Origin of the sequence: Limnohabitans sp. MMS-10A-192 (genome assembly GCF_003063335.1) — a bacterium.
GTDB lineage: Bacteria > Pseudomonadota > Gammaproteobacteria > Burkholderiales > Burkholderiaceae_C > Limnohabitans_A.
On the sequence record NZ_NERX01000002.1, the window covers coordinates 159,913 to 184,488 of the forward strand.

Genomic DNA, 24,576 nt, shown 5'->3' on the forward strand with positions numbered 1-24,576 from the left:
AATCATAGGGGAAATCCTGTCGCATAAAGCAAGCACCTGTCGGCTCGCCCGCTCTACACTGACTGTGAATTTCCACTTGCAGGACTCCGCCATGAACGCCCCTTTGCCCGACTCGATTCGCCAAGCTCTTGAGACGGTGACGCTCGACGACAAATACAGCCTGGATGTCGGCCGTGCCTTCATGAGCGGCGTGCAAGCCCTGGTCAAGTTGCCCATGCTGCAACGCCAACGCGATGCGCTGCAAGGCAAAAACACCGCTGGCTTCATCAGTGGCTATCGGGGCTCGCCGCTGGGCAATTACGACCAGTCGCTGTGGAAAGCCAAAGACCACCTGAAGGCCCAAAACATCGTCTTCCAGCCGGGCGTGAACGAAGAGCTGGCCGCCACCGCCCTGTGGGGGACACAGCAACTGGGCTTTGCACCACCCGGCACCAACAAGTTCGATGGCGTGTTCGGCATATGGTACGGCAAAGGCCCTGGCGTGGACCGCTGTTCGGACGTGTTCAAGCACGCCAACATGGCAGGCACCACCCCTTGGGGTGGTGTGCTGGCCGTGGCCGGCGACGACCATGTGGCCAAAAGCTCCACGGCGGCGCACCAGAGCGACCACATCTTCAAGGCCTGTGGCCTGCCGGTGTTCTTTCCGGCCAGCGTGCAAGACATCCTCGACCAAGGCCTCCATGCACTGGCCATGAGCCGCTTTGCGGGTATCTGGTCGGGCATGAAAACCATCCAGGAGATTGTCGAATCCAGCGCCACGGCACACATCGACCCTGAACGTGTGCAAATCGTCTTGCCCGAATTCGTGATGCCACCCGGCGGCGTTCACATCCGCTGGCCGGACACGGCCTTGGAACAAGAGGCCCGCTTGTTCGATTACAAGTGGTATGCCGCTTTGGCCTACATCCGCGCCAACCGCCTCAACCACAACGTGATCGCCAGCGCCAACGACCGCTTTGGCCTGATCGCCAGCGGCAAAGCCTACAACGACACCCGTCAAGCCCTGCTGGACTTGGGCCTGGATGACGACCGATGCCGACAATTGGGCATACGTTTGCACAAAGTGAACGTGGTTTGGCCCCTGGAAGCCCAAACCACACGTGAATTTGCCACCGGTCTGCGCGAGATTTTGGTTGTCGAGGAAAAACGCCAGGTCATCGAATACCAGCTCAAGGAAGAGCTGTACAACTGGCGCGACGATGTCCGTCCCAACATCCTGGGCAAATTTGACGAAAGCGAAGGCGATGTGTCGGGTGGGGAATGGTCCATTCCCAATCCGAGCGATCGCAAGCTCTTGCGCGCCAATGCCGATTTGACGCCCGCCATCATCGCCAGGGCCATTGCCAAACGGCTGAAAAAACTGGGCATCGACAGCGACACCACTGCACTGATCGACGCGCATCTGGCGGTGCTCGATGGCAAAGAACAACACATGCAGGCTTTGACACTGGGTGCAAGCGCTGATCGTCAGCCCTGGTTCTGCTCAGGCTGCCCGCACAACACCTCCACCAAGGTGCCCGAAGGCTCACGCGCCATGGCGGGCATTGGCTGCCATTTCATGAGCATCTGGATGGACCGCAGCACCGTGGGCTTCACCCAAATGGGCGGTGAAGGTGTGCCATGGTCGGGGCAACAACCCTTCAGCACCGATCAGCACATCTTTGCCAACATCGGTGACGGCACCTACTTCCACAGCGGCATCCTGGCGGTGCGCCAAAGCGTGGCTTCAGGTGTCAACATCACCTACAAAATTTTGTACAACGATGCCGTGGCCATGACCGGTGGCCAGCAAGTGGGCGAACGCCCCGAAGGCCACAGTGTGGTGCAAATCGCCATGAGCATGCGGGCAGAAGGTGCTGGGCGCATCGCGGTCGTCACCGACGAGCCCGAAAAATACGATGGCGTGGCTTTGGCCGAAGGCGTGGGCGTGTTCCACCGCGACGAACTCGACCGCATCCAGCGGGAAATGCGCGAGATCAAAGGCACCACCGTCATCATTTATGACCAAACCTGTGCCACCGAAAAACGCCGCCGGCGCAAACGCGGCACCATGGTGGACCCGGCTGTGCGCGTGATGATCAACGAAGAAGTCTGCGAAGGTTGTGGCGACTGTGGTGTGCAATCGAACTGTCTTTCGGTCGAACCTCTGGAGACAGAACTCGGCCGCAAACGCACCATCAACCAAAGCACTTGCAACAAGGACACCAGTTGCCTCAAGGGCTTTTGCCCCAGCTTTGTAACCGTAGAAGGTGGCCAGTTCAAGAAAAAGACGGGCAAAGCCACAAGCACGCTGTCGCCCTCAGAATTGGGGGCCCTGCCTGAGCCCACATTGCCCGACACCTCCCATCCTTGGGGCACGGTAGTGGCGGGTGTTGGCGGCACGGGCGTCATCACCATTGGCCAATTGCTGGGCATGGCCGCACACATCGAAGGCAAGGGGATCGTCACACAAGACGCAGCAGGCCTGGCCCAAAAAGGTGGCGCCACTTGGAGCCACATCCTGGTCGCCGATTCTCAAAATGACATCCGCACCACACGCGTGAGCATGGCCGCAGCCGATGTGATTTTGGGGTGCGATCCCATCGTGACGGCTTCCAAGGAAACCCTGCTGCGCATGCGCGAAGGCCGCACCCATGTGGCACTCAACAGCAGCAGCACGCCCACAGCCGCTTTCGTGAAAAACAGCAATTGGCAGAACCCGGCAGAGCAATGCCTTGCTGAAATTTCCAAGCAAGTGGGCAGCACCGGCGTCAGCGCTTTTGATGCGGATCTGCTGGCCAAACAATTGATGGGAGACACGATTTACGTCAACCCCATGATCTTGGGCTATGCGTGGCAAAAGGGCTGGATACCGATGCACCGTGAATCGCTGATCCGTGCCATCGAACTCAACGAAGTCGCTGTCCAAAACAATCTGACGGCTTTTGAATGGGGCCGTCATGCTGCACACCATTTGGATGTGTTGATGCAGAAGATGCAACCTGCACAAACGATGCACTTCAAAAAGCGTGAAACATTGGACGATCTGGTGCAAAACCGCATGGTGCGGTTGACCGACTACCAAAACAGCGCTTACGCCGAGCGTTACCGCGTTTTCGTGGAACGTGTCAAAACGGCAGAAGCACCCCTGGGTAAAACTTTGCTGAGTGAAACCGTCGCACGCCAGCTTTACAAGTTGATGGCCTACAAAGACGAATACGAAGTGGCGCGCCTGCACACCCAGTCAGGTTTTCTGTCACGCATCAAGGACAGTTTTGAAGGCGACTTCAAAGTCCATTACCACCTGGCACCTCCTCTGTTGGCCAAACGCAATGCCAAGGGCGAATTGATCAAACAAAAGTTTGGCCCGACCATGCTGACGGGTTTCAAGTTGCTGTCCAAACTCAAAAGTTTACGAGGTACCCCTTTGGATATTCTCGGGCGCAGTGAAGAAAGAAAAACCGAACGTGCGTTGATCGGTGAATACCTGCAGCATGTCGAAGCAGCGCTGCAAGGGCTTAATGCGCAGACCCATGCACATGCGGTGGACGTGGCGCGTGTGCCAGAAAACATCAAGGGTTTTGGTCACGTCAAGGAACGCAACATCCAAGCTGCACGCAGTCTTTGGACATCGCTGAGCAAAGCCTGAAAAACAAAGGCCACCTTGCGGTGGCCTTTGGTGATGGATTCGATTCACCCACAAGGTGGATCGAATGAAAGATCATCGTGCGTCGGGCAACTCGATCTTCACTTCCAGAACTTCCAGGTTATCCTGGCGTTCCAGATTGACCTTGATGTCGTCCTGATTGATCTTGATGTATTTGCTGATCACGGCGACCAACTCGCGCTGCAAGTCAGGCAGGTAATCTGGCTCGGCTGCATTGCGACCACTGCGCTCATGCGCCAAGATGATCTGCAAGCGTTCTTTGGCCACATTGGCGGTTTTCTTCTTTTCGCCCAGCAGGAAGGAAAGAAAGGACATGGTTTATTTGCCTCCGAAAAGACGTTTCAGGAAACCAGGTTTTTCGGCTTCGGTGAAACGCATCGGCTTTTCTTCACCCAGGAAACGATCGATCACATCTTTGTAAGCTTCCGACACATCGCTGTTAGCCATGTGGATCGCAGGCGTGCCCTGGTTCGAAGCTTGCAAAACGTTTTCGCTCTCAGGGATCACACCCAGCAGCTTGATGCGCAAGATGTCCTGGATGTCTTGCAAAGACAACATCTGACCGTCTTCCACGCGATTGGGGTTGTAACGGGTGATGAGCAAATGCTCTTTGATCGGCTCCAAGCCCTCAATCGCGCGCTTGGTCTTGCTGCCCAACATGCCCAAAATACGGTCCGAATCACGTACCGAAGACACTTCGGGGTTGGTCACGACCAAGGCCTCGTCGGCGAAATGCATGGCCATCAAAGCACCCGTTTCGATGCCGGCGGGCGAATCGCACACGATGTATTCAAAACCCATGTCGCTCAAATCGTTGAGCACTTTTGCAACGCCTTCTTGCGACAAAGCTTCCTTGTCGCGGGTTTGAGAGGCCGCCAACACAAACAAGTTGCTGCACTGCTTGTCCTTGATCAGGGCTTGGTTCAAATTGGCCTCACCTTGGATCACGTTGATCAGGTCGTACACCACACGGCGCTCGCAACCCATGATCAAGTCCAGGTTGCGCAGACCCACATCAAAGTCGATCACAGCTGTTTTAAAGCCTTTCAAAGCCAAGCCGGTGGCGAAACTGGCGCTGGTCGTGGTTTTGCCAACGCCGCCTTTGCCGGAAGTCACTACGACGATTTTTGCCATGGGGTTTTCTTTCTAGGGACAGAGATAAAAAGCGGATTCAGGATATCAGAGGCGAAATCAACAATTTGTCGCCATCAAGGCCTGATTGCAAACAAACCTGAGCAGGCAAGCCAGCAACCTCGGCAGGTAAAGGATTTTCGCTGGTGCGGTACACACCTGCAATTGAAATCAATTCGGGCGACATCGAATGAGCAAAGATCATTGCGTTGGTGTTACCGCGCGCGCCAGCAATCGCTTTACCACGCAAACTGCTGTAAATGTGGATAGATCCATCGGCAATGACTTCAGCACCAGGATTGACCACTGCCAAAACCACCAAATCCCGGCCCTTGGCATAAACCTGCTGACCAGAGCGGAGCGGCTTATCAATCACCATCGCACCCAAAATGGGGGATGCCACTGGCGCAATCATCTCGGGTGTTGGTCTTGAAGGCTCAGCAAGGGGCACAGAACGGCGTATGCGGGCATCTGAGGCGTCAACCAACCCTAACCCTTGTGCAACAAGCAATACCTCGTTGCTTGCCCCTTTGATGGCCAAGGGAACCAAGCCATGTTGACGAAGGACTGATAAAAGTTTTGCTAAATCAAATTCAGAAGCTGGTAAATCTGAAGACAGTAAAGAGACATCAATGACAACAGGATCGTGATCAAAGAACCCGGGGCTGTCAGACAATTGCTGACTCAGAGCCGCTGAGACGGCATCAATGCTGGATGTTTTGAGCAACAAAGCAACCAATGGCAAATCAGCGCTTTTGATGTCGTAACACAGTGAGGAAGGAGCGTCTGAATCGAAGGCCATGGTGCCGAGATGGGGGAAAAGATGCAAATCTTACCAGCGCACTTGTTATTTGTTAGTTTTCTATAGATTTAGATTTTAAATTAGTAGTAGTAGATAAGGCGATCCCGTACTTGTGGATAAGCCAATTTTTCCTATTAATAACAAACACTTAGAGCGTTTGAGTGCTTGTGTGTCACTCTGGTTTTGCAAAAGCACGCGGACATGAACAACTTCTGAAAAATCCATGTATCTGTGGATAACTGATGCTTTGCTCTTTTCTTATCCACAGCTTTATGCAACAACCATCTCAGCTCCCAATGAGCCATTGGATGATACCTTTGGCCACAAAACCCAACATGCCAAAAGCCAGACCTAGAAAAATGACAAAGGTGCCAAATTTTCCAGCTTTAGATTCCCAGGCCAGTTGTCCAATGATGAACAACATGTAGAGCATGAAGGCACCGACGCCAATCGTCAGCCCAAACCAGGCGAACTGTTCTTCAGTGAATCCCCACATCAGTGCCCACCTTGTCCTGACATGCGTTCTTCAAGACTGGAAACATCGATCAGTTGACGGTAAGCGTGCCAACTGGCGTGACCCAGCATTGGGATGACCAAGATCAGTCCCAGAAACAGTGAAAAAATACCCAGCAAGCAAAACCCCATGATGAGCAAGGCCCAAAAAGCCATCTGCAGGGGGTGGGTCAGTACGGTTTTCCAGCTGGTCAAGACAGCTTGCAAGACACTCACTTGGCGGTCCAGTAACAATGGCATGGAAATCACGCTCGAAGCAAAAACCGGAGCCGCCATCAAACCCCCCAAGCCGAGCCAAAATTCGAACAAGAAATGGTTGGGACTGAGCACGACGTGGTGCACAAAATCCATGGGCGTGTGAATGGGTGCTGGCGCCAGCAAGGTGATCAAAGCCGCAGACGTGATCACCCAGCCGACAGCGGCCAATGCCAAAAGTAAGCCAAAACGGATCAGACTCCAATAGCTGTCTGGCTGATGGCGCAAGCGCAAATGCCATTGAGTCCAGGTATTGACCAGCAACTGGAAGTCAACAACCTCTCCCCGCTCCATGGCCCGACTCATAGCGTACAGACTTGTGGCCAATACAGGTGCAATCACCAAAAACCCGGACAAACAACCTGCCAACAACCAAAATTGATCGTGCGCCACCCAAGTGATGATGAAGCCCCACAGGCTGATGAGTAAGCCGTGCAAAGTGCTCAGCCATGGAGATCGTGCGAAATCCTTGAAGCCCAGTGCCAACCATTGCAAAGGTTGGTCAAAGACGATGGGCAAGACGGGCGGTAAAAAGACAGTGGAACTGTCTTGACGTTTGGATGGGGTTGGTGGCTCGAACATTCGCCGAGCTTAACGGTCATGGCTGTGCTTGAATTTGATGCAAGTCAAGACAAAAAGGCAGCCCGGAGGGCTGCCTTGGTACAGATACACAAGTATTGATCAGTGTTGACGGTGTGAGGCCTTGCGCATGCCATGCATGAATCGCAAGCTTTCGCTGTCAAACACTTTCTTTTGCTCGGTATTCAGAACCCCGTAGAAAAGCTTGGTCGCTTCTGCATGCTTTTGCATTTGCACGTCCATTTTGGCCCGATGTGCCTGCATTTCATCCAAGCGCTCAGGAGTGCTCATTTTGTCGAACGCGGCGCGATCAGGCCTTGCAGGCGCTTGAGCAGGAATTTGCACCGCTTGCGTGAATGTGGCCCAAGCCGCTTCTTGCTCGTTTTGCAATTTCAACTGCGTTTTCAGATCGGTCAGATGCTGGGCATGTCGCTGCGACATGTGTTCATGCATCTTGGCCATGTGTTCGCCGCCAGCAGCAGGGCCCATTTGGGCAAAACTCAAAGTGGACAAACCTGCTAGCAAAGACGCGGCGATCAAGGTGTTGCGAATCAATTTCATGGAAAACATCCTTTCAGTGATGGGATGTCTCCAGTGTGCTGTGGCCATGTGTCTGGCCTGTTCCTTGTTTGCAGTGCCACTGTAAAGTTCGGCAAACAAGCTGCATCGTTCATTGACCCAAACGTCCAGCCTGAAAGTCTTCCACGGCTTGCATCAATTCATCGCGGGTGTTCATGACAAAGGGGCCGTACTGCGCGATGGGTTCGTGCAAAGGTTGGCCTGAGATCAGCAAGGCGCGCGTGCCCGCCTGAGCCTGCAGCACCACGCCGTCACCACCATGGCTCAAAATGGCCATGCGTTGAAGGGGCACGGTTTCAGCGCCTTGATGGCTTTGCACAGCGAGCGATCCACGGTAAACATAAACAAAAGCGTTGTGGCTGACCGAAATGTTTTGCGTGAACGTTTGGTCTGCGCTGAAATGGATGTCCAAATAAAGAGGATCGGTCGGATAGTCTTTTGCAGGTCTGTGCATGGCGCCTTGCACACCATGGCTTTGGCCTGAGATCACACGCACCAAAACGCCACTCTCGGTGTGCACTTCCGGGATGCTATCGCTCTGGATGTCGCGGTACCAAGGGGTGCACATCTTTTGATGCGAGGGCAGGTTCAGCCAAAGCTGAAAACCTTCCATCAAGCCTTCTTCCTGTTCGGGCATTTCGCTGTGCACCAGACCACGGCCTGCCGTCATCCATTGCACGCCACCGTTTTGCAGCAAACCTTCATGACCTGCGCTGTCACGGTGACGCATGCGGCCGGCAATCATGTAGGTCACGGTTTCAAAGCCGCGGTGCGGATGGTCGGGGAAACCGGCACCGTAATCCTTGGGGTCGTTGCTGCCAAATTGGTCAAGCATCAGGAAAGGATCCAGGCGTTGCTGCAATTCACCCGTGAGCACACGGGTCAAACGCACACCTGCACCGTCGCGTGTGGCACGACCGGCGACCAAGGCCTCTACAGAACGTGGATTTTGAAAGGGGGCAAAAGAAGTCATGCCCCGGATGATGCCGCAAAAACAATCCCCGCTGCATGCGGGGATTGTGGTTCAGACCTTGCGGTTTTTGCAGGTGTTGATGCCTAGCAAGCTATAAGGCGGGCACCAGCCGATCAAGCCCGTGGCCAGAGGCACAAGGCCTATCCAACCCCAGACGCCGACTTGTCCCGTAGCAGCCAATCCGATCAGGACCAAACCGATCACGATGCGCAGAATGCGCTCCATACCGCCAATGTTTGTGGTCATGAGAACTCCTTTGGGTTTAAAAATCAGGCCGCGACGCGGTAGCCTTCTTCGGCAATGGCTTGTGCCAAGGCTTCGCGTGTTGTGTCGGAATCCACTTCAACTTTGTTGTGTGTGCGGTCGATCACGATTTTGGCATTCGAATCCACAGCCAGCAAAGCCTTGGTCACGGCTTTTTCGCAGTGGCCACACGTCATGCCCTCAACGGTGAAAATTTGGTTCATGATGTCCCTTTCAGAGAAACCCTCCTGGGGCTGCTCAAAGCATAGTTCAAAAATCAACGCCCGACATGACACACATCAATCCACAAACCGAAACCATTGACATCGGCATTGGCGGTATGACCTGTGCATCATGTGTGGCGCGTGTTGAAAAGGCTTTGAACAAAATGCCCGGCGTCGAATCGGCCACCGTGAACCTGGCTACGGAATCGGCACGCATTGTTGTGCAATCCGCGCAGGTCACCGATGCCCGATTGAGACGGGCGATCCGTGATGCAGGTTATGAACCCTTGACGCCCGAAGCGGCAGAAATGGCCGATCAAGTCTCGGCCTGGGCCGGTTTTGCGCCCGTGGCGTTCGGTTTGTTCTTGTCGGCACCACTGGTTTTGCCCATGTTGGGCGACTTGTGGGGTCAACATTGGATGCTGCCGTCGTGGTTGCAATTTGCCTTGGCCACGCCGGTGCAATTCGTCCTGGGTGCCCGCTTCTACAAAGCCGGTTGGCATGCCCTGAAGGCCTTCACGGGCAACATGGATTTGCTGGTGTCTTTGGGCACCACCGCAGGTTGGTTGCTTTCGGTTTGGCTGTGGCTCAACGCACATGAAGGCCATGCACCGCATTTGTACTTTGAAGGCTCGGCCGTCGTCATCACCTTGGTCTTGCTTGGCAAATGGCTCGAAGCGCGGGCCAAGCGCCAAACCACCGAAGCCATCCGAGCGCTGCACGCTTTGCGTCCCGACAAGGCCCATTGGATCAGCGACGACGGCGAGGTGGATGTGCCGGTGGCCGAAATTCTGGTGGGCGACAGGGTGGCGGTGCGGCCCGGTGAGCGTTTTCCGCTGGACGGAGAACTCATCGAAGGGCAAACACAGGTGGACGAATCCATGTTGACCGGTGAACCCTTGCCTGTGAGCAAAACCATGGGCGCCGCCCTGACCGGTGGCTCCATCAATGGCGATGGCCGTGTGCTGATGCGCGTCACAGCGGTCGGTCACGAAACCGTGCTCTCGCGCATCATCCGGCTGGTGGAAGACGCGCAAGCGGCCAAGGCACCCATCCAGCGGCTGGTGGACAAGGTGGCCGAAATTTTTGTACCGGTGGTGCTGTTGGTGGCTTTGTTGACCTTGGCCGTGTGGCTGTTCATGGGGGCAATTTTTGAAACGGCACTCATCCATGCGGTAGCTGTGTTGGTGATCGCTTGCCCCTGTGCTTTGGGCTTGGCCACCCCTGTGGCCATCATGGCGGGCACGGGCGTGGCGGCCAAGCACGGCATCTTGATCAAAGATGCCCAAGCGCTGGAAATGGCGCACCGCGTGCAAACCGTGGCCTTTGACAAGACCGGCACCCTCACGGTCGGTCAACCCCGCCTGATTGAGCACTTGGTCGCACCCGGCCATGACGCCGCAACCGCTTTGGCTTGGGCCGCCAGCGTGCAAAGCGGCAGCGAACACCCCTTGGCCCGAGCCGTGCTCAAAGCGGCGCAGGCGCAGGGCTTGAAGACCAGCACGCCGCAAGACCTGAGCGCTGTTCCCGGGCGCGGCGTGCAAGCCCAAGTGGATGGCAGGCAACTGCTGCTGGGCAGTTTTCGTTGGCTGCAACAAGAAGGCATGGACAACGCTTTGTGGGCCGAAGACGTGAAGGCTTTGCAATCGCAAGGGGCCACCTTGTCGGCGCTCGCCGAACGCGGCCCAGACGGCGTGCAAGGCGTTTTGCTCATGGCCTTTGGCGACGAGCCCAAGGCCGGCGCCCAGGAGGCGCTGGCTGCACTGCGTGAACGTGGGCTGAAGCTGGTGATGATTTCGGGTGACAACCAGGCCGCAGCCGAAGCCATGGCCCGCCGTTTGGGCCTGCGCCCGGAAGACGGCGAAGTGCTCGCCGATGTCTTGCCCGGCGACAAGGCCGCACAGGTGCAAAAACTGCGCGAGGGCGGTCGCATCGTGGCCATGGTGGGCGACGGCGTGAACGACGCCCCGGCCCTGGCCGCAGCCGATGTGGGCATGGCCATGGGCAACGGCACCGATGTGGCCATGCACGCGGCGGGCATCACGCTCATGCGCGGCGAGGTGGCCCTGGTCGGGGCCGCGCTCGACATCTCGGCGCGCACCGTCGCCAAGATCCGGCAAAACCTGTTCTGGGCTTTTGCCTATAACGTGGCCGGTATCCCACTGGCCGCGATGGGCTACCTCAACCCTGTGATTGCTGGCGGCGCCATGGCGCTCAGCTCGGTCAGCGTGATGAGCAATGCCTTGTTGCTCAAGCGCTGGAAGCCCGATTGAAGACCTGGACCCTGGGTCCACGCCCGGGGTGACTGATTCCGTGGGCAAGCGAAGTCCAGTGGCCGGCTGATCTCACATTTCTTGACCTGCGTCACGGCAGACAAACACACAAACCATCACACTGGGATCCATTGAATTGGAGAACAGACAGATGAAAAAACACAGCAGTTTGCAGGTCATCCGTGATGAACACGCCTCACTGGCGGCCATGTTGCAGTCCATGCGCATGATGGTCGAGCGCGGTCCCAGCGATGACCGTCGCAATTTTTTTGATGTGGTGCGTGCGATGTTGTTTTACATCGACGAGTTTCCCGAGCGCCTGCATCACCCCAAAGAATCGAACTTGCTGTTTCCCAAGGTGGTCAAGGCGGCACCCAAGGTGATGGGCGCTGTCGACAAGCTCGAGCGTGACCACATGTACAGCGAAAAAGCTGCACGGGATTTGCAACACTTGTTGCTGTCTTGGGAACTGCTGGGTTCAAGCCGCCGTCAGGCGTTTGAAGATGCGTTCAAGAATTACGTGGACTTCTACCTGGCGCACATGCATTTGGAAGAAACCGTGATCTTGCCTGAGGCCGAGCGTTGCCTGAGCGAGGCAGACTGGGTATTGCTGGACCAAGCGTTTGCCGAAAACGCCGACCCACTCACGGGCCACTATCCACCCACACAGGCCTACGAGAAACTTTTCAGCCTGATCGTGACGCGCGCGCCCTCACCGATTGGCTTGGGCTGAACCAACTTTACCGAGCCGACAAGCACGGCGTCATGCAGGGCTTGTCGGACTCGATGTTCAGTGCGCGTTCGGTGTGTGGTGGTGCGTGCGGTCCTTGAACCAGGAGACATACAACACGGGCAAAACCAGCAAGGTCAACAGCGTCGCGGTGAACAAGCCCCCGATCACCACGATGGCCAATGGGCGTTGGGTTTCCGAGCCGATGTCGTGGCTCATGGCCATGGGCAAGAGGCCCAGCGCCGCCAGCATGGCCGTCATCAACACAGTGCGCAGGCGCTGAAGCGCACCCTCCTTGACCGCTTCCAGCACCGTGTGACCGGCATTGCGCAATTGCTGGAACACCGACAACATCACCACCCCGTTGAGCACAGCTTGCCCTGACAATGCAATGAAGCCAATGGCCGCTGAAACCGACAAGGGGATGTTGAAAATCCACAAGGCGACAAAGCCACCGATCAAGGCCAAGGGCACATTGATCAGAATCAGCGCGGCGCTCTTGAACGAACTGAACGCATCGAACAGCAACACAAAGATCAACAGCAATGAGATCGGCACCACCACGCTCAGGCGTTGCATGGCACGCTCCTGGTTCTCGAATTCACCCGACCAATTGACCACGTAATTGGCCGGGATCTTCACGTTTTTCTGCACACGTTGTTTCATGTCCGCGACGACAGAGCCCATGTCACGGCCCTTGATGAAGATGCCAATGGCCATGGTGCGGCGGCCTGATTCGCGTGCGATGTTCATCGCGCCGCCGGTTTGCTCGATCTTGCTCACCGCGCCCAAGCTGACGTAACCACCATCCGGTTTGGGGATGGGAATCGACGCCAACTCGGAAATGTTGCGCCGCTCTTGCGGCAAACGTACCGCCACATCAAAGCGGCGCTCACCGTCCCACAAAGTGGTGGCCGCTTTGCCCGCCAAGGCCGCTTCGATCACATCTTGCACATCACCCACGTTCAGGCCATAACGGGCCGCTTGTTCACGCTGGATGTTGATCAGCAACTGCGGCAATTCGCCCTGACGGTCGATCTCGGCACGGCTGACCCCTTTGACTTGCTTGATTTCTCGCTCAATGGCCTCCGCGGTTTGCTTGAGCGTGGCCAGGTCATCGCCTGCGATCTTGATCACGATTTGGCCATCAATTTGCGAAATGGATTCCAGCACGTTGTCACGAATGGGTTGCGAAAACGTCGGCTCCATGCCCGGCAAAGCCGACACCGCATGGTCCATTTCCTCGATCAGTTTTTCGCGTGTCAGACCCTTGCGCCATTGCTCTGGCGGCTTCAGGTCCACAAAGATCTCGGCCATGCTGATGGTTTTGGGGTCTGTGCCGTCTTCGGGCTGACCCGCTTTGGACACGGTGGTGCGCACTTCGGGCACAGACCGCAAGGTTTTGCGGATGTCACTCAAAATGCGCGTGGCCTCCGCGTTGGCCACGCTGGCGGGTAAGCGCACATTCACCCAAATCGTGCCTTCATTGAGCTCGGGCAAAAACTCCGAGCCCAGACGCGAGGCGGCCGCCATGGCCATGGCAAAGCAGGCGATGGCGATGCCCACCACCTGACGGCGATGGCCCAAGGCCCAGTTCAAAGCGGGCTTGTAAAGTTGTTTGGACTTGGCGACAACGCGGTTGTCATGGTGTGGCAATTTCTTGCGCAACATCCAGTAAGCCAGCAAAGGCACGAGGGTCAGAGAAAAAATCAGCGCACCAATCAAGGCGGCCGTGACCGACAAGGCCATGGGCTGGAAGATGCGGCCTTCGTGGCGTTGCAAGGCAAAAATCGGGATGTGTGCGGCGATGATGATCAGCATCGAAAACAAGGTGGGTCGTCCGACTTCGTTGGTTGCTTCGGTGATCAGGGTCTTGCGCTCTTTCTCGTTCATGCCCTCACCGCGCTCGGCCAGTCGGTGCATGATGTTTTCAATCACGATCACCGCGCCGTCCACGATGATGCCGAAGTCCATCGCACCCAGGCTCAGCAAGTTCGCTGGCACGCCCATGATCTTCAAACCCATGAAGGTGGCCAGCAAGGCCAGCGGGATCACCGCCACCACGGCCAGGCTGGCGCGCAGATTGGACAGGAAGATGTAGAGCACCAAGGAGACCAGCAGGGCTCCTTCCACCAGGTTTTTGAAGACCGTGGTCAGCGTTTTGTCCATCAGCCAAGCGCGGTCGTAATACGGTGCAATCTCGACACCTTGCGGCAAGCCACGTGTGTTGAGTTCCTTGATTTTTTCTTTCACGCCCTTGAGCACCACGCTGGGGTTTTCGCCTTTGCGCATGACCACGATGCCGGTGACGATGTCGTTGTCTTCGTCTTGCCCCACGGTGCCCAAGCGGGGCACGGCACCGATCTTGACCTGCGCCACATCGCGCACCAAGATGGGGGTGTTGTTGCGCGTGGCAACGACCACTTGGCCTATTTCTTCCGACGAGCGCAACAAGCCAATGCCGCGAATGGCGAATTGCTGCAGGCCCTGTGCCACATAGCTGCCACCGGCATTGGCGTTGCCTCGGCCCAAGGCGTCGAGCAAGTTCTGAAAGGTCAACTTGTGGGCGCGCAGCTTTTCCAGATCGGGCTGCACTTCGTATTGCTTGATGAAGCCGCCCATGGCCACCACGTCGGCCACGCCGGGGACCTGTCGCAAGCCGCGCTCGACCACCCAGTCTTGCAGGGTGCGCAGCTCGGTGGTGGTTTGTCCATCGCCGCGCAAACGGTAGCGCATGACCTCGCCCACTGGCGTGGCGTTGGGGGCAATGTTGGCCTCGACGCCTGGCGGCAAATCCAGTCCGCGAAGACGCTCGTTGACCTGTTGGCGAACCGTGTTCACCTCGGCGTTGTCGTTGTAGGTGACCACGGTGAACGACAGCCCAAACTGGGTGTGCGAGAACACGCGGATCGAATTGGGCAAGCCGGCCAGGGCGACTTCGATCGGCAAGGTCACCTGCTTTTCCACCTCTTCGGCGGCGCGGCCGGGGTACAGGGCAATCACCGTCACTTGCGTGTCGGTCACATCCGGAAAGGCTTCAACCGACAGGTTCTTGAAGGCGAAGACGCCCGACATCACAAACAACAGCGTGCCCAGCACGATGAACAGCGGCTGGTTCAGCGCGTAGTGGATGAGTTTTTTCATGGCTTGCCTGGCTCCGCTGCGTGGGCCGCTTCTTGTGCGAGTCGCAACTCGCGGGCCAGCAGCAAGCCGTTTTGGCTGACCACTTGTTCTCCCTCTTTCAGTCCGGCGCTGAGCAAGACACGTTGCGCCCCTGCGTAGGAAACTTTCACATCGCGGGGCTCAAAAACCCCCGCCTGGCTTTGCACAAATACAAAATGCTGGTTGCCTCGCAAGAACACCGCCGAAGCGGGCACCTCGATGTTGCTGCCCACTTGGCGTTGGTAGTGCACTTGGGCCAGCATTTCATTTTTGAGCAGGCGTGCGGGGTTGGCCACCTTGGCGCGTATTTTGATGGTGCGGGTGTTCGGATCAATCTGGTCGGTGACCGCCGTGATGGTCGCTTCGAAAGTCTGTTCGGCCAAAGACGGCACCTGCAGCTTGACCTTGGCGCCAAGACGAAGGCTTGCGGCATCGGCTTCCTGGGCGTCAATGTTCACCCACAGCACGCGGGGGTCAGACACCACAAACAGCGGGGCTCCCGAATTGTCGGTGCGCACTTCCTGGCCGGGGTTGAGGTTGCGTTCCACCACCACACCGGATACATCGCTGCGCACGCCCAACTGCTGGTTGACACCTGTGCTGCTGCCATACAGGCTGGTGCGCGCTTGTGCACGGGCCAGTTCGGATTGCGCACGAGCGGCTTCGGCCTCGGCTTGCTCCAGGTCTTTGCGGGCCACCACACCGGCATCGAAAAGTTCCCGTTGGCGTTGCAAAGCGAGTTTGGCCAATTGGGCATCGGCCTGAGCGCGTGAGGTATCGGCTTGCGCGGCACCAAACTCGGGCGAGGCCAGCTCAGCCAGCACCTGACCTGCCGTGACCGATTGACCTATGTCGGCGCTGATGCGTGTCACGCGGCCCGTGAAAGCCGGAAAGATGCGTTGTGTTCGCTCTTCGTTCCAGACCAACTTGGCGGGCAACTCGATGTGGATGCTTTGGGCCTGTGTGGCGGGCGTGCTCACCAACAGGGCCAACTGGGGATGCCCAGCCGGGTAGCGCAACTGTTGGTTCTGAATGATGGGCATGGGCGCAGCGGCCATTGGTTCGGACTTTTCTTGGCAGGCGGCCAACAAAGCCAGGGCGGCGATGCTCAAGACGGCGATTGGGGTGTGCAGGTTTTTCAAGGGCTGGTCTCGCTCGGGAATTCAAAGAGGTTCAATGGGCGCGGCCTGGCATGGCCAAGCGCAATTGCCAAGCGCCCAAGGCTTTGGCGTGCGCGTTGCGTGCGGCCAAAGCTTCGAGTTGGATGGTCTTGAGGGTGCGGCGGGCGTCCAGCAAATCGGTCAGCGTCAAGCCGCCTTTGTTGTAGGCCGTCTCGGCTTGCGCGGCCACCTGAGTGGCTTGTATCAGGATGCTGCTTTCGAATATTTGCAAGCGTTGTGCGCTGATTTGACGCGCTTGCACCAGCGCGCCCAGATCTGCGTGCGCTTGCAGCAAGGTTTTTTGCAGCAGGGCCTGGCTTTGCTCTTCTTGTGCCAAAGCGCGGGCAATGTCGCCGTCAAAGCGCTGCCAGCCGTTCAAGGGCATGGAGATGCGCAAAGCCATCAAGCGGGTGGATGTTCCCGGAAAATGGTCAAAGCTGGTGCCTATGCTGGGGTCGGTTTGGCGCAAAGCTTGTGCCGATTGCAAGGCCGTTTGTGCTGCGGCCAAGCGTTCGCGGGCAGCGATGACATTGGGGCGTTGCTCGATCAGCGTCTCCAGCAGGGCATCGGCTTGTGCGGTGTCGGCGGTGCTGGCAGGCCATTCGCCTTGCACCTGCCAGCCACCCCTTGGCACGGCCAAGCCTGTGAATTGCGACAGGGCCCAGACCGCCTGCTGGCGGTCCAGCGCGGCACTTTGTTCTTCGGCGCGACTGCGTTCGGCTTCAATTTGAATGCGCGCTGCGTCCTGTGCCGATAAATCGCCAGCCTTCAGCCGCAACTGCGCGCTGTGCGCCAGTTGCTTGGCGCTTTGGCCGATGGCTTGGACAGCCTGCAAGCGTTGCTGTGCCGCCAACAAGTCATAAAAAGCCGCTTGGGCGTTGATTTGTTGAAGCAGCAAGACCTCTTGGCTGTCGGCTTGGGCCGCGTTGGCGCTGTGCGCTGCCGTTTCGGTGCGCAAGGCCCGTTTGTTGCCGCGCTCCCATGTCCAGTCCAGGCCGAGGGATTTGTCGATGCGTTTTTGAGACCAAAAAGAACCGCTGCCATTGCCGTTTTGCAAATCAATGGAAGCGACGCCGGCCGACAAAGTGGGCGCGGGCGCCCGGTCTGCGCTGAGCACTTCGGCGCGAGCGGCGTTCACGGCGCGCTGTGCGGCCAGCACCTCGGGGCTTTGCCGGGCCGCCTGCAGCACCTCTTGGAGGCCCAAGACCGAAGACGCGGGCGCGGGCGTACCCAAAGATGGCGCAGCCGTCGGGCTGATCGCGTCGGCCGCCAGAACCCAGGGGCTCAAACCCAAGGCCGCCAGGCCACTCCAAAGAAACAAGTGTCGTATGCTCATTGTTCCTTTATCAGTGAACTGGCCTGACCAATACCTGACTTCGGGACTTGTTTTGTGGAGACTAAGGGTTCATGCGTATCTTGTTGGTGGAAGACGATCCGGTGCTGCAGGCGGTCATGCTGCGCAGTCTGGCCGATGCCGGGCATCGCGTGGATGGGGCGGGTGACTACGCGACGGCGCAGCACTTGTGGCACGTGCAGAGCTATGACGCCGTTTTGCTGGATCTGAACTTGCCCCTGAACGAGCGCCGCTACGCCGAGATGGTCAGCGGTTTGACCTTGTTGCGTGAGCGCAGGTCCAAAGGCGACAAGACCCCCGTGCTGGTGCTCACCGCCCGCAACCGCACCGATGAACGCATTGCGGGGCTGGACGCGGGCGCTGACGACTATCTGGGCAAGCCCTTTGAGCTGGCCGAAGTGGAGGCCCGTTTGCGTGCCCTGGTGCGCCGCAGTCAGGGGGCCGATGAGCAGACCCAGGTGGGGCAGCTGGTGCTCGACCGCAAAGCACGGCGGATTTTGATTCAGGGCCAGGAGCTGACCTTGCCTGCACGCGAACTCGAAGTGCTGTGGGAGCTGATGAGCCCGCCCGGCCGCACGGTGAGCAAAAAAGACCTGTCCAACAAGCTCTCGGATTTTGAAGAAGCGCTGGCCGACAACGCGCTGGAAGCCTTCATTTCCCGTTTGCGCAAAAAACTGGCGCAATCGGGCGCATCGATTCGCACCTTGCGTGGCTTGGGCTATTTGATGGAAGAGCAGCGCTCATGAGGCGCGTTTCCACCTCTTTGCGTGCGCGCTTGTTGCGCCACGTGATCTTGCCGCTGGCCTTGACATGGCTGGTGGGCGCCATGCTGGCCTTGGCGGTGGCGCGCTATTTCACGCAGCAGGCCTTTGACCGCGCCCTGCTCGATGACGCTTACGCCGTGGCCAGCCATGTCCGCGATGCCGAAGACGGTGGGCTGACTTTGGGCTTGAGTGCTGTGGAGATGGGCAATTTGCTCTTTGACCAGAACGAAAACCTTTACTTTGCGGTTTACCAAGACGATGGCCGTCTGCTGGCCGGCCATGCCGGTTTGCAGTTGCCGGTCGGTGCCCGCACGGTCGTGACGCCATTTTTCACGGAAACCCCGTTCCAGAACCGCAGCGTGCGTGCCGTGGTGTTGGAACGCAGCAAGCCCGCCAACTTCACCGTGGTGGTGGCGCAAACCACACGGGTGCAGGACCGCTTGTTTCAACGCTTGTTGTTTTTCTCGCTGGTGCCGCAGTTGCTGCTGCTGATTTGGCTGGCCTGGTGGTTGCGCCGCGCCATTCAGAAAGATGTGCAACCCCTGATGGACTTGGAGCGCGCGGTGGCGCAGCGCGATGTGCGCGACCTCACGCCGCTCACGATTTCCACCCGCACGCTGGATGTGCAAAAACTCGGCGAATCCATCAACGCTCTGCTCACGCGCATTGAGCAAAGCGTGCGTGGCCAAAAAGAGTTTGCGGGCAATGTGGCGCACGAGATGCGCACGCCGCTGGCGGGCATCCGGGCCTTGGCGGAGTACGGCCTGACCCAATCCGACCCGCAGGTTTGGCGTGAGCAACTGCGCAGCATCGCGCAAAGCCAGGAAAGAGCCAGCCACTTGATCGACCAGTTGCTGGCCTTGGCTTTGGCGCAAGAAGCCCAGCAGGTTTTGCAGCCCCAGCCCCTGGCTTTGGACGAGGTGGTGCGTGACAGCCTGATGCGCCATTTGCACCGGGCTGATGCCTTGGGTGTCGATCTGGGCGTGGACTTTGAAGAGGGCCTGGACTTGCCGTTGTTCATCTTGGCCCAACGCGCTTTGCTCGAAGGGGCGCTGGACAATTTGATCGACAACGCCCTGCGCTATGGCGTGCCCACGGACGGGGCCGACCGGCACGTGACGGTGGCTGTCTCTCAGCCAGAGCCGGGCGCGGTGTGCTTGTCGGTCATCGACAACGGCCCGGGCATCACCGAGGCGCAGCGCGAGCGTCTTTTGCGGCGCTGGGCCCAAGGCAGCGCGGGCGAAGCGCTCAAACAAGGCTCGGGCCTGGGCCTGGCCATCGTGGCCGAGTACGCCCGCATCATGGGTGCGCAGCTGTCGATGGTCAGCCCCGCCAGCCAAGGCCAGGGCCTCAAAGTCAGCCTGCGCTTTGCGCTTCAGCCCAGCGTTGGGTAGTCCAGGTAACCGGCATCGCCGCCGCCGTACAAGGTGGCGCGCTCCAGCGTGTTGAAGGGGCCACCTTGTTTCAGGCGCGCGCCCAAGTCGGGGTTGGCGATGAAGGGGCGACCAAAGGCGATCAGGTCGGCGCCTTCGGCCAAGGACTGTTCGGCCAGTGGCAGGTCGTAACCGTTGTTGACCATCCAGGCTGCCTGCCCACCGCTTTGGCGGTAAGCGTTTTTCAGCGCTGCGTAATCGAAAGGCGCAGGGCCTTGCTGGTGGTCGCGCGGGCCACCGGTCGAGCCTTCGATGATGTGCACATAGGCCAGGCCCAGCGGGGCCAGTTGCCGGGCCACATGCTCGAATAAAGGCTGTGGCAAGTCGTCGCTGGCGTCGTTGGCGGGCGTCACGGGCGAGAGGCGGATGCCGGTGCGACCGCCACCGATTTCGGCCACGACGGCTTGCATGACTTCTTGCAAAAAGCGGGCGCGGTTTTCAACCGAGCCGCCATACGCGTCGCTGCGCTGGTTGCTGCCCGAACGCAAAAACTGGTCGATCAGGTAACCGTTGGCCGCATGCACTTCGACGCCATCAAACCCCGCAGCCACCGCGTTGGCAGCGGCGCGGCGGTAGTCTTCCACAATGCCGGGCAGCTCTGCGGCATCGAGTGCGCGGGGAGCCGACACATCCACAAATTGCGCTTTGCCATCGACCAACAACACGGTTTTGCCTTTGGCCGCCACAGCCGACGGGGCCACGGGCGCTTGGCCATTGGGCTGCAAGCTGGTGTGCGAGATGCGGCCCACGTGCCACAGCTGCATGACGATCTTGCCGCCTTCGGCATGCACCGCATCGGTCACCTGCTTCCATGAGGCGATTTGTTCAGCGCTCCAGATGCCGGGCACATCGGCATAACCTTGGCCCTGGTGGCTGATGCCGGTGGCTTCGGTGATGATCAGGCCCGCGCCGGTGGCGGGGTTGGCGCGTTGTCGGTAGTAAGCGGCGATGCGGGCATTGGCCAAGCCGCCAGGCGCACGGTTGCGCGTGAGCGGCGCCATCACGATGCGGGTTGACAGAGCCAGGGCGCCGACTTGGCAGGGTTCAAACAGGGAGGTCATCGGGGGCATTTCTCAGAGTGATTTCAAAGGATTTCAAAGGGGCTCAGACGTCAAAGCCCGGGTTCTCGCGGGCCAGTTTGCGCAGCAGCGAAGGCCACACAAAAGCGCCGCCCAGGCCACCGGTTTGCACGCGCATGGCGTGTGAGATACCGTCCAAAATTTGCGGGTTCACGGCTGTCAGCTCCTTCGGGCCCGATTGCCCGGCTAGGGCATCGACCTGGATGCGGCAGGTGTTCTCAAACGTGTACATCGACAAGAAAGCATCGGCGATCGATTTGCCCACCGTGAGCAGACCGTGGTTGCGCAGCATCAAATAATTGGCTTCCCCCAGGTCGGCTTGCAGGCGGGTTTTCTCATCGTCACGGATGGCCACGCCTTCGTAGCCGTGGTAGGCCAGCGAGGCCAGCACAAAAGTGCTTTGCTGGCTGATGGGCAGCACGCCGTGCGCCTGTGCGCTCACGGCCACGCCCGCCCGGGTGTGGGTGTGCAGCACACACCCGGCATCGTGCCGCGCCTCGTGCACTGCGCTGTGGATCACAAAGCCTGCCGGGTTGACCGGGAAGGGGCTGTCGTGCAGTTTGTTGCACTGCATGTCCACCTTCACCAGGCTGGATGCGGTGATCTCGTCGAACATCAGGCCATAGGGGTTGATCAAAAACTGTTCTTGCCCGCCGGTGACCGATTCGGGCAACTTGGCGCTGATGTGGGTGAAGACCAGATCGCTCCAGCCGTACAGCGCCACCAGCCGATAACAAGCGGCCAGATCGACACGCAACTGCCACTCATCGGGGTGAACGCTGTCTTTCAAAGAAGGGATCTCAAACGCCATGGCACAGCTCCTGCGGGGGTGAATCAGAACAAGGCGTTCAGCTTAACCACAAGCGTGTGCGCGGTCAGACCTCTTGGTGACTTGGCGCACCTTCAGCCGGGGCGGGTTTGCGTTTCCAGTTGCGTGAGGTAAATGCTTGCGTACTGCCCGCCATCGTCCACAGCGCCGCACATCTCAAGAGACGCTTGCAGCTGCCCGCACACGGCGGGGCGGCCGGGCTGGCCAAAAATCTTGCAGCGCAGCTGCTCGTCGAGCTGCACGCAGGGCACGCCTGCCGGTTTGCCGCCAGGCATGCCGGGGATGGCCGAGGAGATGGACGGCGCAATGCAACAAGCGGCGCAGCCTGCGCGGCAAGACACGGCCTTCATGTCAAAGCCTTCATTTGGGCCACAAGACCCACAACTGCAAAGGCTGTTTCATGCGCCCGGCCAGCTCGCCTGCGGCTGCACCCGAGCCTGCGTAGTAGTCGGCCCGTACCGCACCCACGATGGCGGTGCCGGTGTCTTGCGCCAGCACCAGTTTGTCCAGCGATGTCACCGGCCCTTGCGAGCGCAGCCACACCGGCGTGCCATAGGGAATGCTGCTGCGGTCCACCGCGATGGAGCGGCCTGCGGTGAGCGGCACGCCTTGCGCGCCTTTGGGGCCGGGCGGTGTGATGCCCGGCGGCAAGGCTTCTTCCTTGAAGAACACCACGCGCGGGTTTTGCCACAGCAGCTCGTTCACGCGCGAGGGGTTGCGTGCGATCCAGTCCTTGATGCCGGGCCAGGACGCATCGCGGATCAGGCCTTGGTCGAGCAGCCATCGGCCAATGCTTTTGTAGGGTTGCTCGTTGGTGCCCGCATAGGCCATGCGCACCAGGCGCTGGCGGCCATCGGGCTCGGTCAGGTTGACCAGGCCCGAGCCCTGGATGTGCAGCACCATGGCATCGACCGGGTCGGCCAGGTACACCAGATCTTTGCCGCGCAGGGCGGTGCGGGCAGCGGATGTGGTCTCCATCTCCTGGCGGGTGTACCAGGGCTTGCGCTGGGCCAGGCTGGCAGGGGGCGCATACAAGGGCACGTTGTAGCCTGCGCGTGGTTGGCGCGAGGCGTTGAGCACCGGCTCGTAGTACGAGGTCAGCAGTCCTTCGCTGCGTTGGTCGAGCGACTCCACGCGGTAGGCTTGCAGCTTCTGGCGCAGCCATTGGCGCTGTGCAGCAGCCGAGGCGTTGGCGAGTTGTTGCACTTCGGGGCAGAGGGTTTTCCAGGCGGGTGCGGGGCGCAGGCAGCTTTGTTGCCAGGCGGGCCAGGCTTCTTGAAGGTCGTCGTTGTCCAGCCCGGTGATGTGGGACCAGGGCACCGGCACCCAGCGGCTTTGGGCCTGCGTGATGACCGAGGGCATTGGGCCTGCTTGTGGGCCAGGTTTTGCCTCTGGCCAAGGGGTTTGCTGGCGCGGGCTCATGCTGCAGCCGGCCAGACTGCCTACAATCGCGGCCAATAACCATGCGGCCCGGGCCGATGGCCATCGCATCAAAAGGAACGTGTTCATGGGTTTGATTTTGCTGGAAGCTTTGCTGGCCTTGGTCGTCTTGGTTGTGATTGTCTGGTGGACGATGTTTGCCGGACGCTCCAAAGGGGAGTTGTCTGCCCGCCCAGACGATGCGGACCAAGACAAACCGTGACGGGCTGCAACAGGCGACATCAGTCGAGCAAGGTCTGACCGCCTTCAAACCGCTTGGCGTAGTAGCGGTTGCTCAGGTGGTCGATGCGCACGCCGGTGCGCTCGTTGCTGGCGTGCACAAAGCGGCCATCGCCCACATACACGCCCACGTGTGAATGCCTCGCGCCCAGGGTGTTGAAGAACACCAGATCGCCGGCTTGTAGAGAAGCGGTGTCCACAGGCCGTGACAAGCGGCCCAGATCGGCCGATGTGCCGCGCAGCTTCATGCCCGCAGCCTCTTTGTAAACATGCGTGACCAAACCCGAGCAGTCAAAGCCCATGGCGGGCCCGCGCCCACCCCAGGCATAACGCGTGTCAAGCAAGGACATTGCGTACAAGGCCAGGTCGTTGCGCGTGGCGTTGTGCGGTGAGGGGCTTGTGCTGGACGCCGTGGGTGGCGTGGCGGGCTTGGCCTTGTAAGGCGCAGGGGCGCTGCATCCTGCCAGCAGCGCTGCCGCTAGACAAAGCTCTGTTGTCGTCCACCAGGCTTGGCGGGTCAGGTGTGCCCGGGCCATGCTCATGACAGTGTGCGCAGCAAATTGGCCAGCTCGACCGCCGACTTGACCTGCATTTTGTCGAACACACGGGCCCGGTGGACTTCCACGGTGCGCACGCTGATGTCGAGCTGGTCGGCGATGAGTTTGTTGGGCAGGCCTTCGACCACCAGGCGCATGACGTCGCGTTCGCGCTCGGTCAATTCGCCCAATTGCGATTGCAGCAGTCCCGCTTGGCGACGGGCCGCCAGCCGTTCGTGAGACAGGTGCAAGGCTTGCTCAATGCGATCAACCAGCGCGTTGTCGGAAAAGGGCTTCTCGCAAAAATCGAAAGCCCCGCGCTTGACGCTGTCTACCGCGGTGGGCACGTCAGCGTGGCCGGTCAAAAAAATCACGGGCCAAGTCTGCGCAAGGCCATTGGCCAGCAACTGCTCAAACAAAGCCAGTCCGCTCATGCCCGGCATGCGCACGTCCAGCAAAATGCAACCGGCTTGTTTGACGGGAGATGCCCCGTTGTCCGTGGTTTTCTCCAGCATGGCCAAAAAGGCCTCAGCACTGTCAAAAGGCTCGCTCAGCAAGCGCCGTGTGCGCAGCAGCCAGGCCATGCCTTCGCGCACGCTGATGTCGTCGTCCACGATGTAAACCGTGCTGTCTTGGGGAGAATGCATGGCCG

24 protein-coding genes are annotated in these 24,576 nt (G+C 59.0%); 6 read left to right on the forward strand and 18 right to left on the reverse strand.

Annotation, left to right across the window (positions count from 1 at the left end; translation table 11 throughout):
- Positions 1–91 precede the first annotated feature (91 nt).
- Positions 92–3,628, forward strand: a complete 3,537-nt coding sequence (locus B9Z43_RS05610) for an indolepyruvate ferredoxin oxidoreductase family protein (RefSeq protein ID WP_108323563.1) — start codon at positions 92–94, stop codon at positions 3,626–3,628.
- A 72-nt stretch (positions 3,629–3,700) separates the two neighbouring features.
- On the opposite strand, the gene minE is transcribed toward B9Z43_RS05610, so the two are convergent.
- The 9 genes from minE to B9Z43_RS05655 form a co-directional block, all read right to left on the reverse strand.
- Entirely contained in the window at positions 3,701–3,961 is a 261-nt protein-coding gene (minE, locus tag B9Z43_RS05615) for a cell division topological specificity factor MinE (RefSeq protein ID WP_108323565.1), read from the reverse strand.
- A gap of 3 nt (positions 3,962–3,964) precedes the next feature.
- Positions 3,965–4,780 carry a septum site-determining protein MinD gene (gene minD, locus B9Z43_RS05620; RefSeq protein ID WP_108323568.1) on the reverse strand — a complete coding sequence of 272 codons (816 nt, stop codon included), beginning with the start codon at positions 4,778–4,780 and terminating at the stop codon, positions 3,965–3,967.
- Positions 4,781–4,817: 37 nt separating this feature from the next.
- Positions 4,818–5,579 (reverse strand): septum site-determining protein MinC, encoded by a 762-nt coding sequence (minC, locus tag B9Z43_RS05625; protein WP_108323570.1) that lies wholly within the window; start codon positions 5,577–5,579, stop codon positions 4,818–4,820.
- A gap of 286 nt (positions 5,580–5,865) precedes the next feature.
- Positions 5,866–6,075: a DUF2788 domain-containing protein gene (locus tag B9Z43_RS05630; RefSeq protein WP_199222256.1), complete on the reverse strand. Its 210-nt coding sequence runs from the start codon at positions 6,073–6,075 to the stop codon at positions 5,866–5,868.
- Positions 6,075–6,929 carry a DUF2189 domain-containing protein gene (locus B9Z43_RS05635; protein ID WP_108323574.1) on the reverse strand — a complete coding sequence of 285 codons (855 nt, stop codon included), beginning with the start codon at positions 6,927–6,929 and terminating at the stop codon, positions 6,075–6,077. The genes B9Z43_RS05630 and B9Z43_RS05635 overlap by 1 nt, the downstream gene beginning before the upstream one ends.
- A gap of 99 nt (positions 6,930–7,028) precedes the next feature.
- Positions 7,029–7,487 carry a Spy/CpxP family protein refolding chaperone gene (locus B9Z43_RS05640; RefSeq protein ID WP_158270073.1) on the reverse strand — a complete coding sequence of 153 codons (459 nt, stop codon included), beginning with the start codon at positions 7,485–7,487 and terminating at the stop codon, positions 7,029–7,031.
- A gap of 109 nt (positions 7,488–7,596) precedes the next feature.
- Complete coding sequence (locus B9Z43_RS05645; RefSeq protein ID WP_108323579.1) at positions 7,597–8,478, reverse strand: pirin family protein; 882 nt, start codon at positions 8,476–8,478, stop codon at positions 7,597–7,599.
- A gap of 51 nt (positions 8,479–8,529) precedes the next feature.
- Positions 8,530–8,724, reverse strand: coding sequence for a DUF2892 domain-containing protein (locus B9Z43_RS05650; RefSeq protein ID WP_108323581.1), 195 nt, complete (start codon positions 8,722–8,724; stop codon positions 8,530–8,532).
- Between the two features lie 23 nt (positions 8,725–8,747).
- The gene (locus B9Z43_RS05655; RefSeq protein WP_108323583.1) at positions 8,748–8,945 is read right to left on the reverse strand and encodes a heavy-metal-associated domain-containing protein; all 198 of its coding nucleotides are present in this window, start codon (positions 8,943–8,945) and stop codon (positions 8,748–8,750) included.
- Between the two features lie 65 nt (positions 8,946–9,010).
- Between B9Z43_RS05655 and B9Z43_RS05660 the strand changes: the two genes are divergently transcribed.
- Together B9Z43_RS05660 and B9Z43_RS05665 are read left to right on the forward strand one after the other, a co-directional pair.
- On the forward strand, positions 9,011–11,218 hold the full coding sequence (locus tag B9Z43_RS05660; protein WP_108323585.1) for a cation-translocating P-type ATPase: 2,208 nt from the start codon (positions 9,011–9,013) through the stop codon (positions 11,216–11,218).
- Between the two features lie 151 nt (positions 11,219–11,369).
- Positions 11,370–11,951, forward strand: coding sequence for a hemerythrin domain-containing protein (locus B9Z43_RS05665; RefSeq protein WP_108323587.1), 582 nt, complete (start codon positions 11,370–11,372; stop codon positions 11,949–11,951).
- A gap of 57 nt (positions 11,952–12,008) precedes the next feature.
- On the opposite strand, the gene B9Z43_RS05670 is transcribed toward B9Z43_RS05665, so the two are convergent.
- From B9Z43_RS05670 to B9Z43_RS05680, 3 genes are read right to left on the reverse strand one after another with little or no spacing between them, the layout of a single operon-like run.
- Positions 12,009–15,092, reverse strand: a complete 3,084-nt coding sequence (locus B9Z43_RS05670) for an efflux RND transporter permease subunit (RefSeq protein WP_108323589.1) — start codon at positions 15,090–15,092, stop codon at positions 12,009–12,011.
- Positions 15,089–16,252, reverse strand: coding sequence for an efflux RND transporter periplasmic adaptor subunit (locus tag B9Z43_RS05675; RefSeq protein ID WP_233250043.1), 1,164 nt, complete (start codon positions 16,250–16,252; stop codon positions 15,089–15,091). Before B9Z43_RS05675 ends, B9Z43_RS05670 begins: the two co-directional genes overlap by 4 nt.
- 31 nt (positions 16,253–16,283) lie before the next feature.
- Positions 16,284–17,606: a TolC family protein gene (locus B9Z43_RS05680; RefSeq protein ID WP_108323592.1), complete on the reverse strand. Its 1,323-nt coding sequence runs from the start codon at positions 17,604–17,606 to the stop codon at positions 16,284–16,286.
- Between the two features lie 71 nt (positions 17,607–17,677).
- Between B9Z43_RS05680 and B9Z43_RS05685 the strand changes: the two genes are divergently transcribed.
- Both B9Z43_RS05685 and B9Z43_RS05690 read left to right on the forward strand, forming a co-directional pair.
- Positions 17,678–18,370: a response regulator transcription factor gene (locus B9Z43_RS05685; RefSeq protein ID WP_108323594.1), complete on the forward strand. Its 693-nt coding sequence runs from the start codon at positions 17,678–17,680 to the stop codon at positions 18,368–18,370.
- Positions 18,367–19,782, forward strand: a complete 1,416-nt coding sequence (locus tag B9Z43_RS05690) for a sensor histidine kinase (protein WP_108323596.1) — start codon at positions 18,367–18,369, stop codon at positions 19,780–19,782. Before B9Z43_RS05685 ends, B9Z43_RS05690 begins: the two co-directional genes overlap by 4 nt.
- On the opposite strand, the gene B9Z43_RS05695 is transcribed toward B9Z43_RS05690, so the two are convergent.
- The 4 genes from B9Z43_RS05695 to B9Z43_RS05710 form a co-directional block, all read right to left on the reverse strand.
- Positions 19,764–20,882, reverse strand: a complete 1,119-nt coding sequence (locus B9Z43_RS05695) for an alkene reductase (RefSeq protein ID WP_108323598.1) — start codon at positions 20,880–20,882, stop codon at positions 19,764–19,766. The genes B9Z43_RS05690 and B9Z43_RS05695 overlap by 19 nt on opposite strands.
- 43 nt (positions 20,883–20,925) lie before the next feature.
- Positions 20,926–21,711: a class II aldolase/adducin family protein gene (locus tag B9Z43_RS05700; protein WP_108323600.1), complete on the reverse strand. Its 786-nt coding sequence runs from the start codon at positions 21,709–21,711 to the stop codon at positions 20,926–20,928.
- Between the two features lie 92 nt (positions 21,712–21,803).
- On the reverse strand, positions 21,804–22,079 hold the full coding sequence (locus B9Z43_RS05705) for a YkgJ family cysteine cluster protein (RefSeq protein ID WP_108323602.1): 276 nt from the start codon (positions 22,077–22,079) through the stop codon (positions 21,804–21,806).
- A gap of 10 nt (positions 22,080–22,089) precedes the next feature.
- Positions 22,090–23,238, reverse strand: coding sequence for a murein transglycosylase A (locus tag B9Z43_RS05710; RefSeq protein ID WP_233250042.1), 1,149 nt, complete (start codon positions 23,236–23,238; stop codon positions 22,090–22,092).
- Here B9Z43_RS05710 and B9Z43_RS17490 point away from each other — a divergent pair.
- On the forward strand, positions 23,237–23,371 hold the full coding sequence (locus B9Z43_RS17490) for a hypothetical protein (RefSeq protein WP_255417087.1): 135 nt from the start codon (positions 23,237–23,239) through the stop codon (positions 23,369–23,371). The genes B9Z43_RS05710 and B9Z43_RS17490 overlap by 2 nt on opposite strands.
- Before the next feature lie 19 nt (positions 23,372–23,390).
- Here the strand turns inward: B9Z43_RS17490 and B9Z43_RS05715 are convergent, their stop codons facing one another.
- Complete coding sequence (locus tag B9Z43_RS05715; RefSeq protein WP_199222257.1) at positions 23,391–23,924, reverse strand: C40 family peptidase; 534 nt, start codon at positions 23,922–23,924, stop codon at positions 23,391–23,393.
- Positions 23,925–23,926: 2 nt separating this feature from the next.
- Complete coding sequence (locus tag B9Z43_RS05720; RefSeq protein ID WP_108323609.1) at positions 23,927–24,571, reverse strand: response regulator transcription factor; 645 nt, start codon at positions 24,569–24,571, stop codon at positions 23,927–23,929.
- Positions 24,572–24,576: the final 5 nt, after the last annotated feature.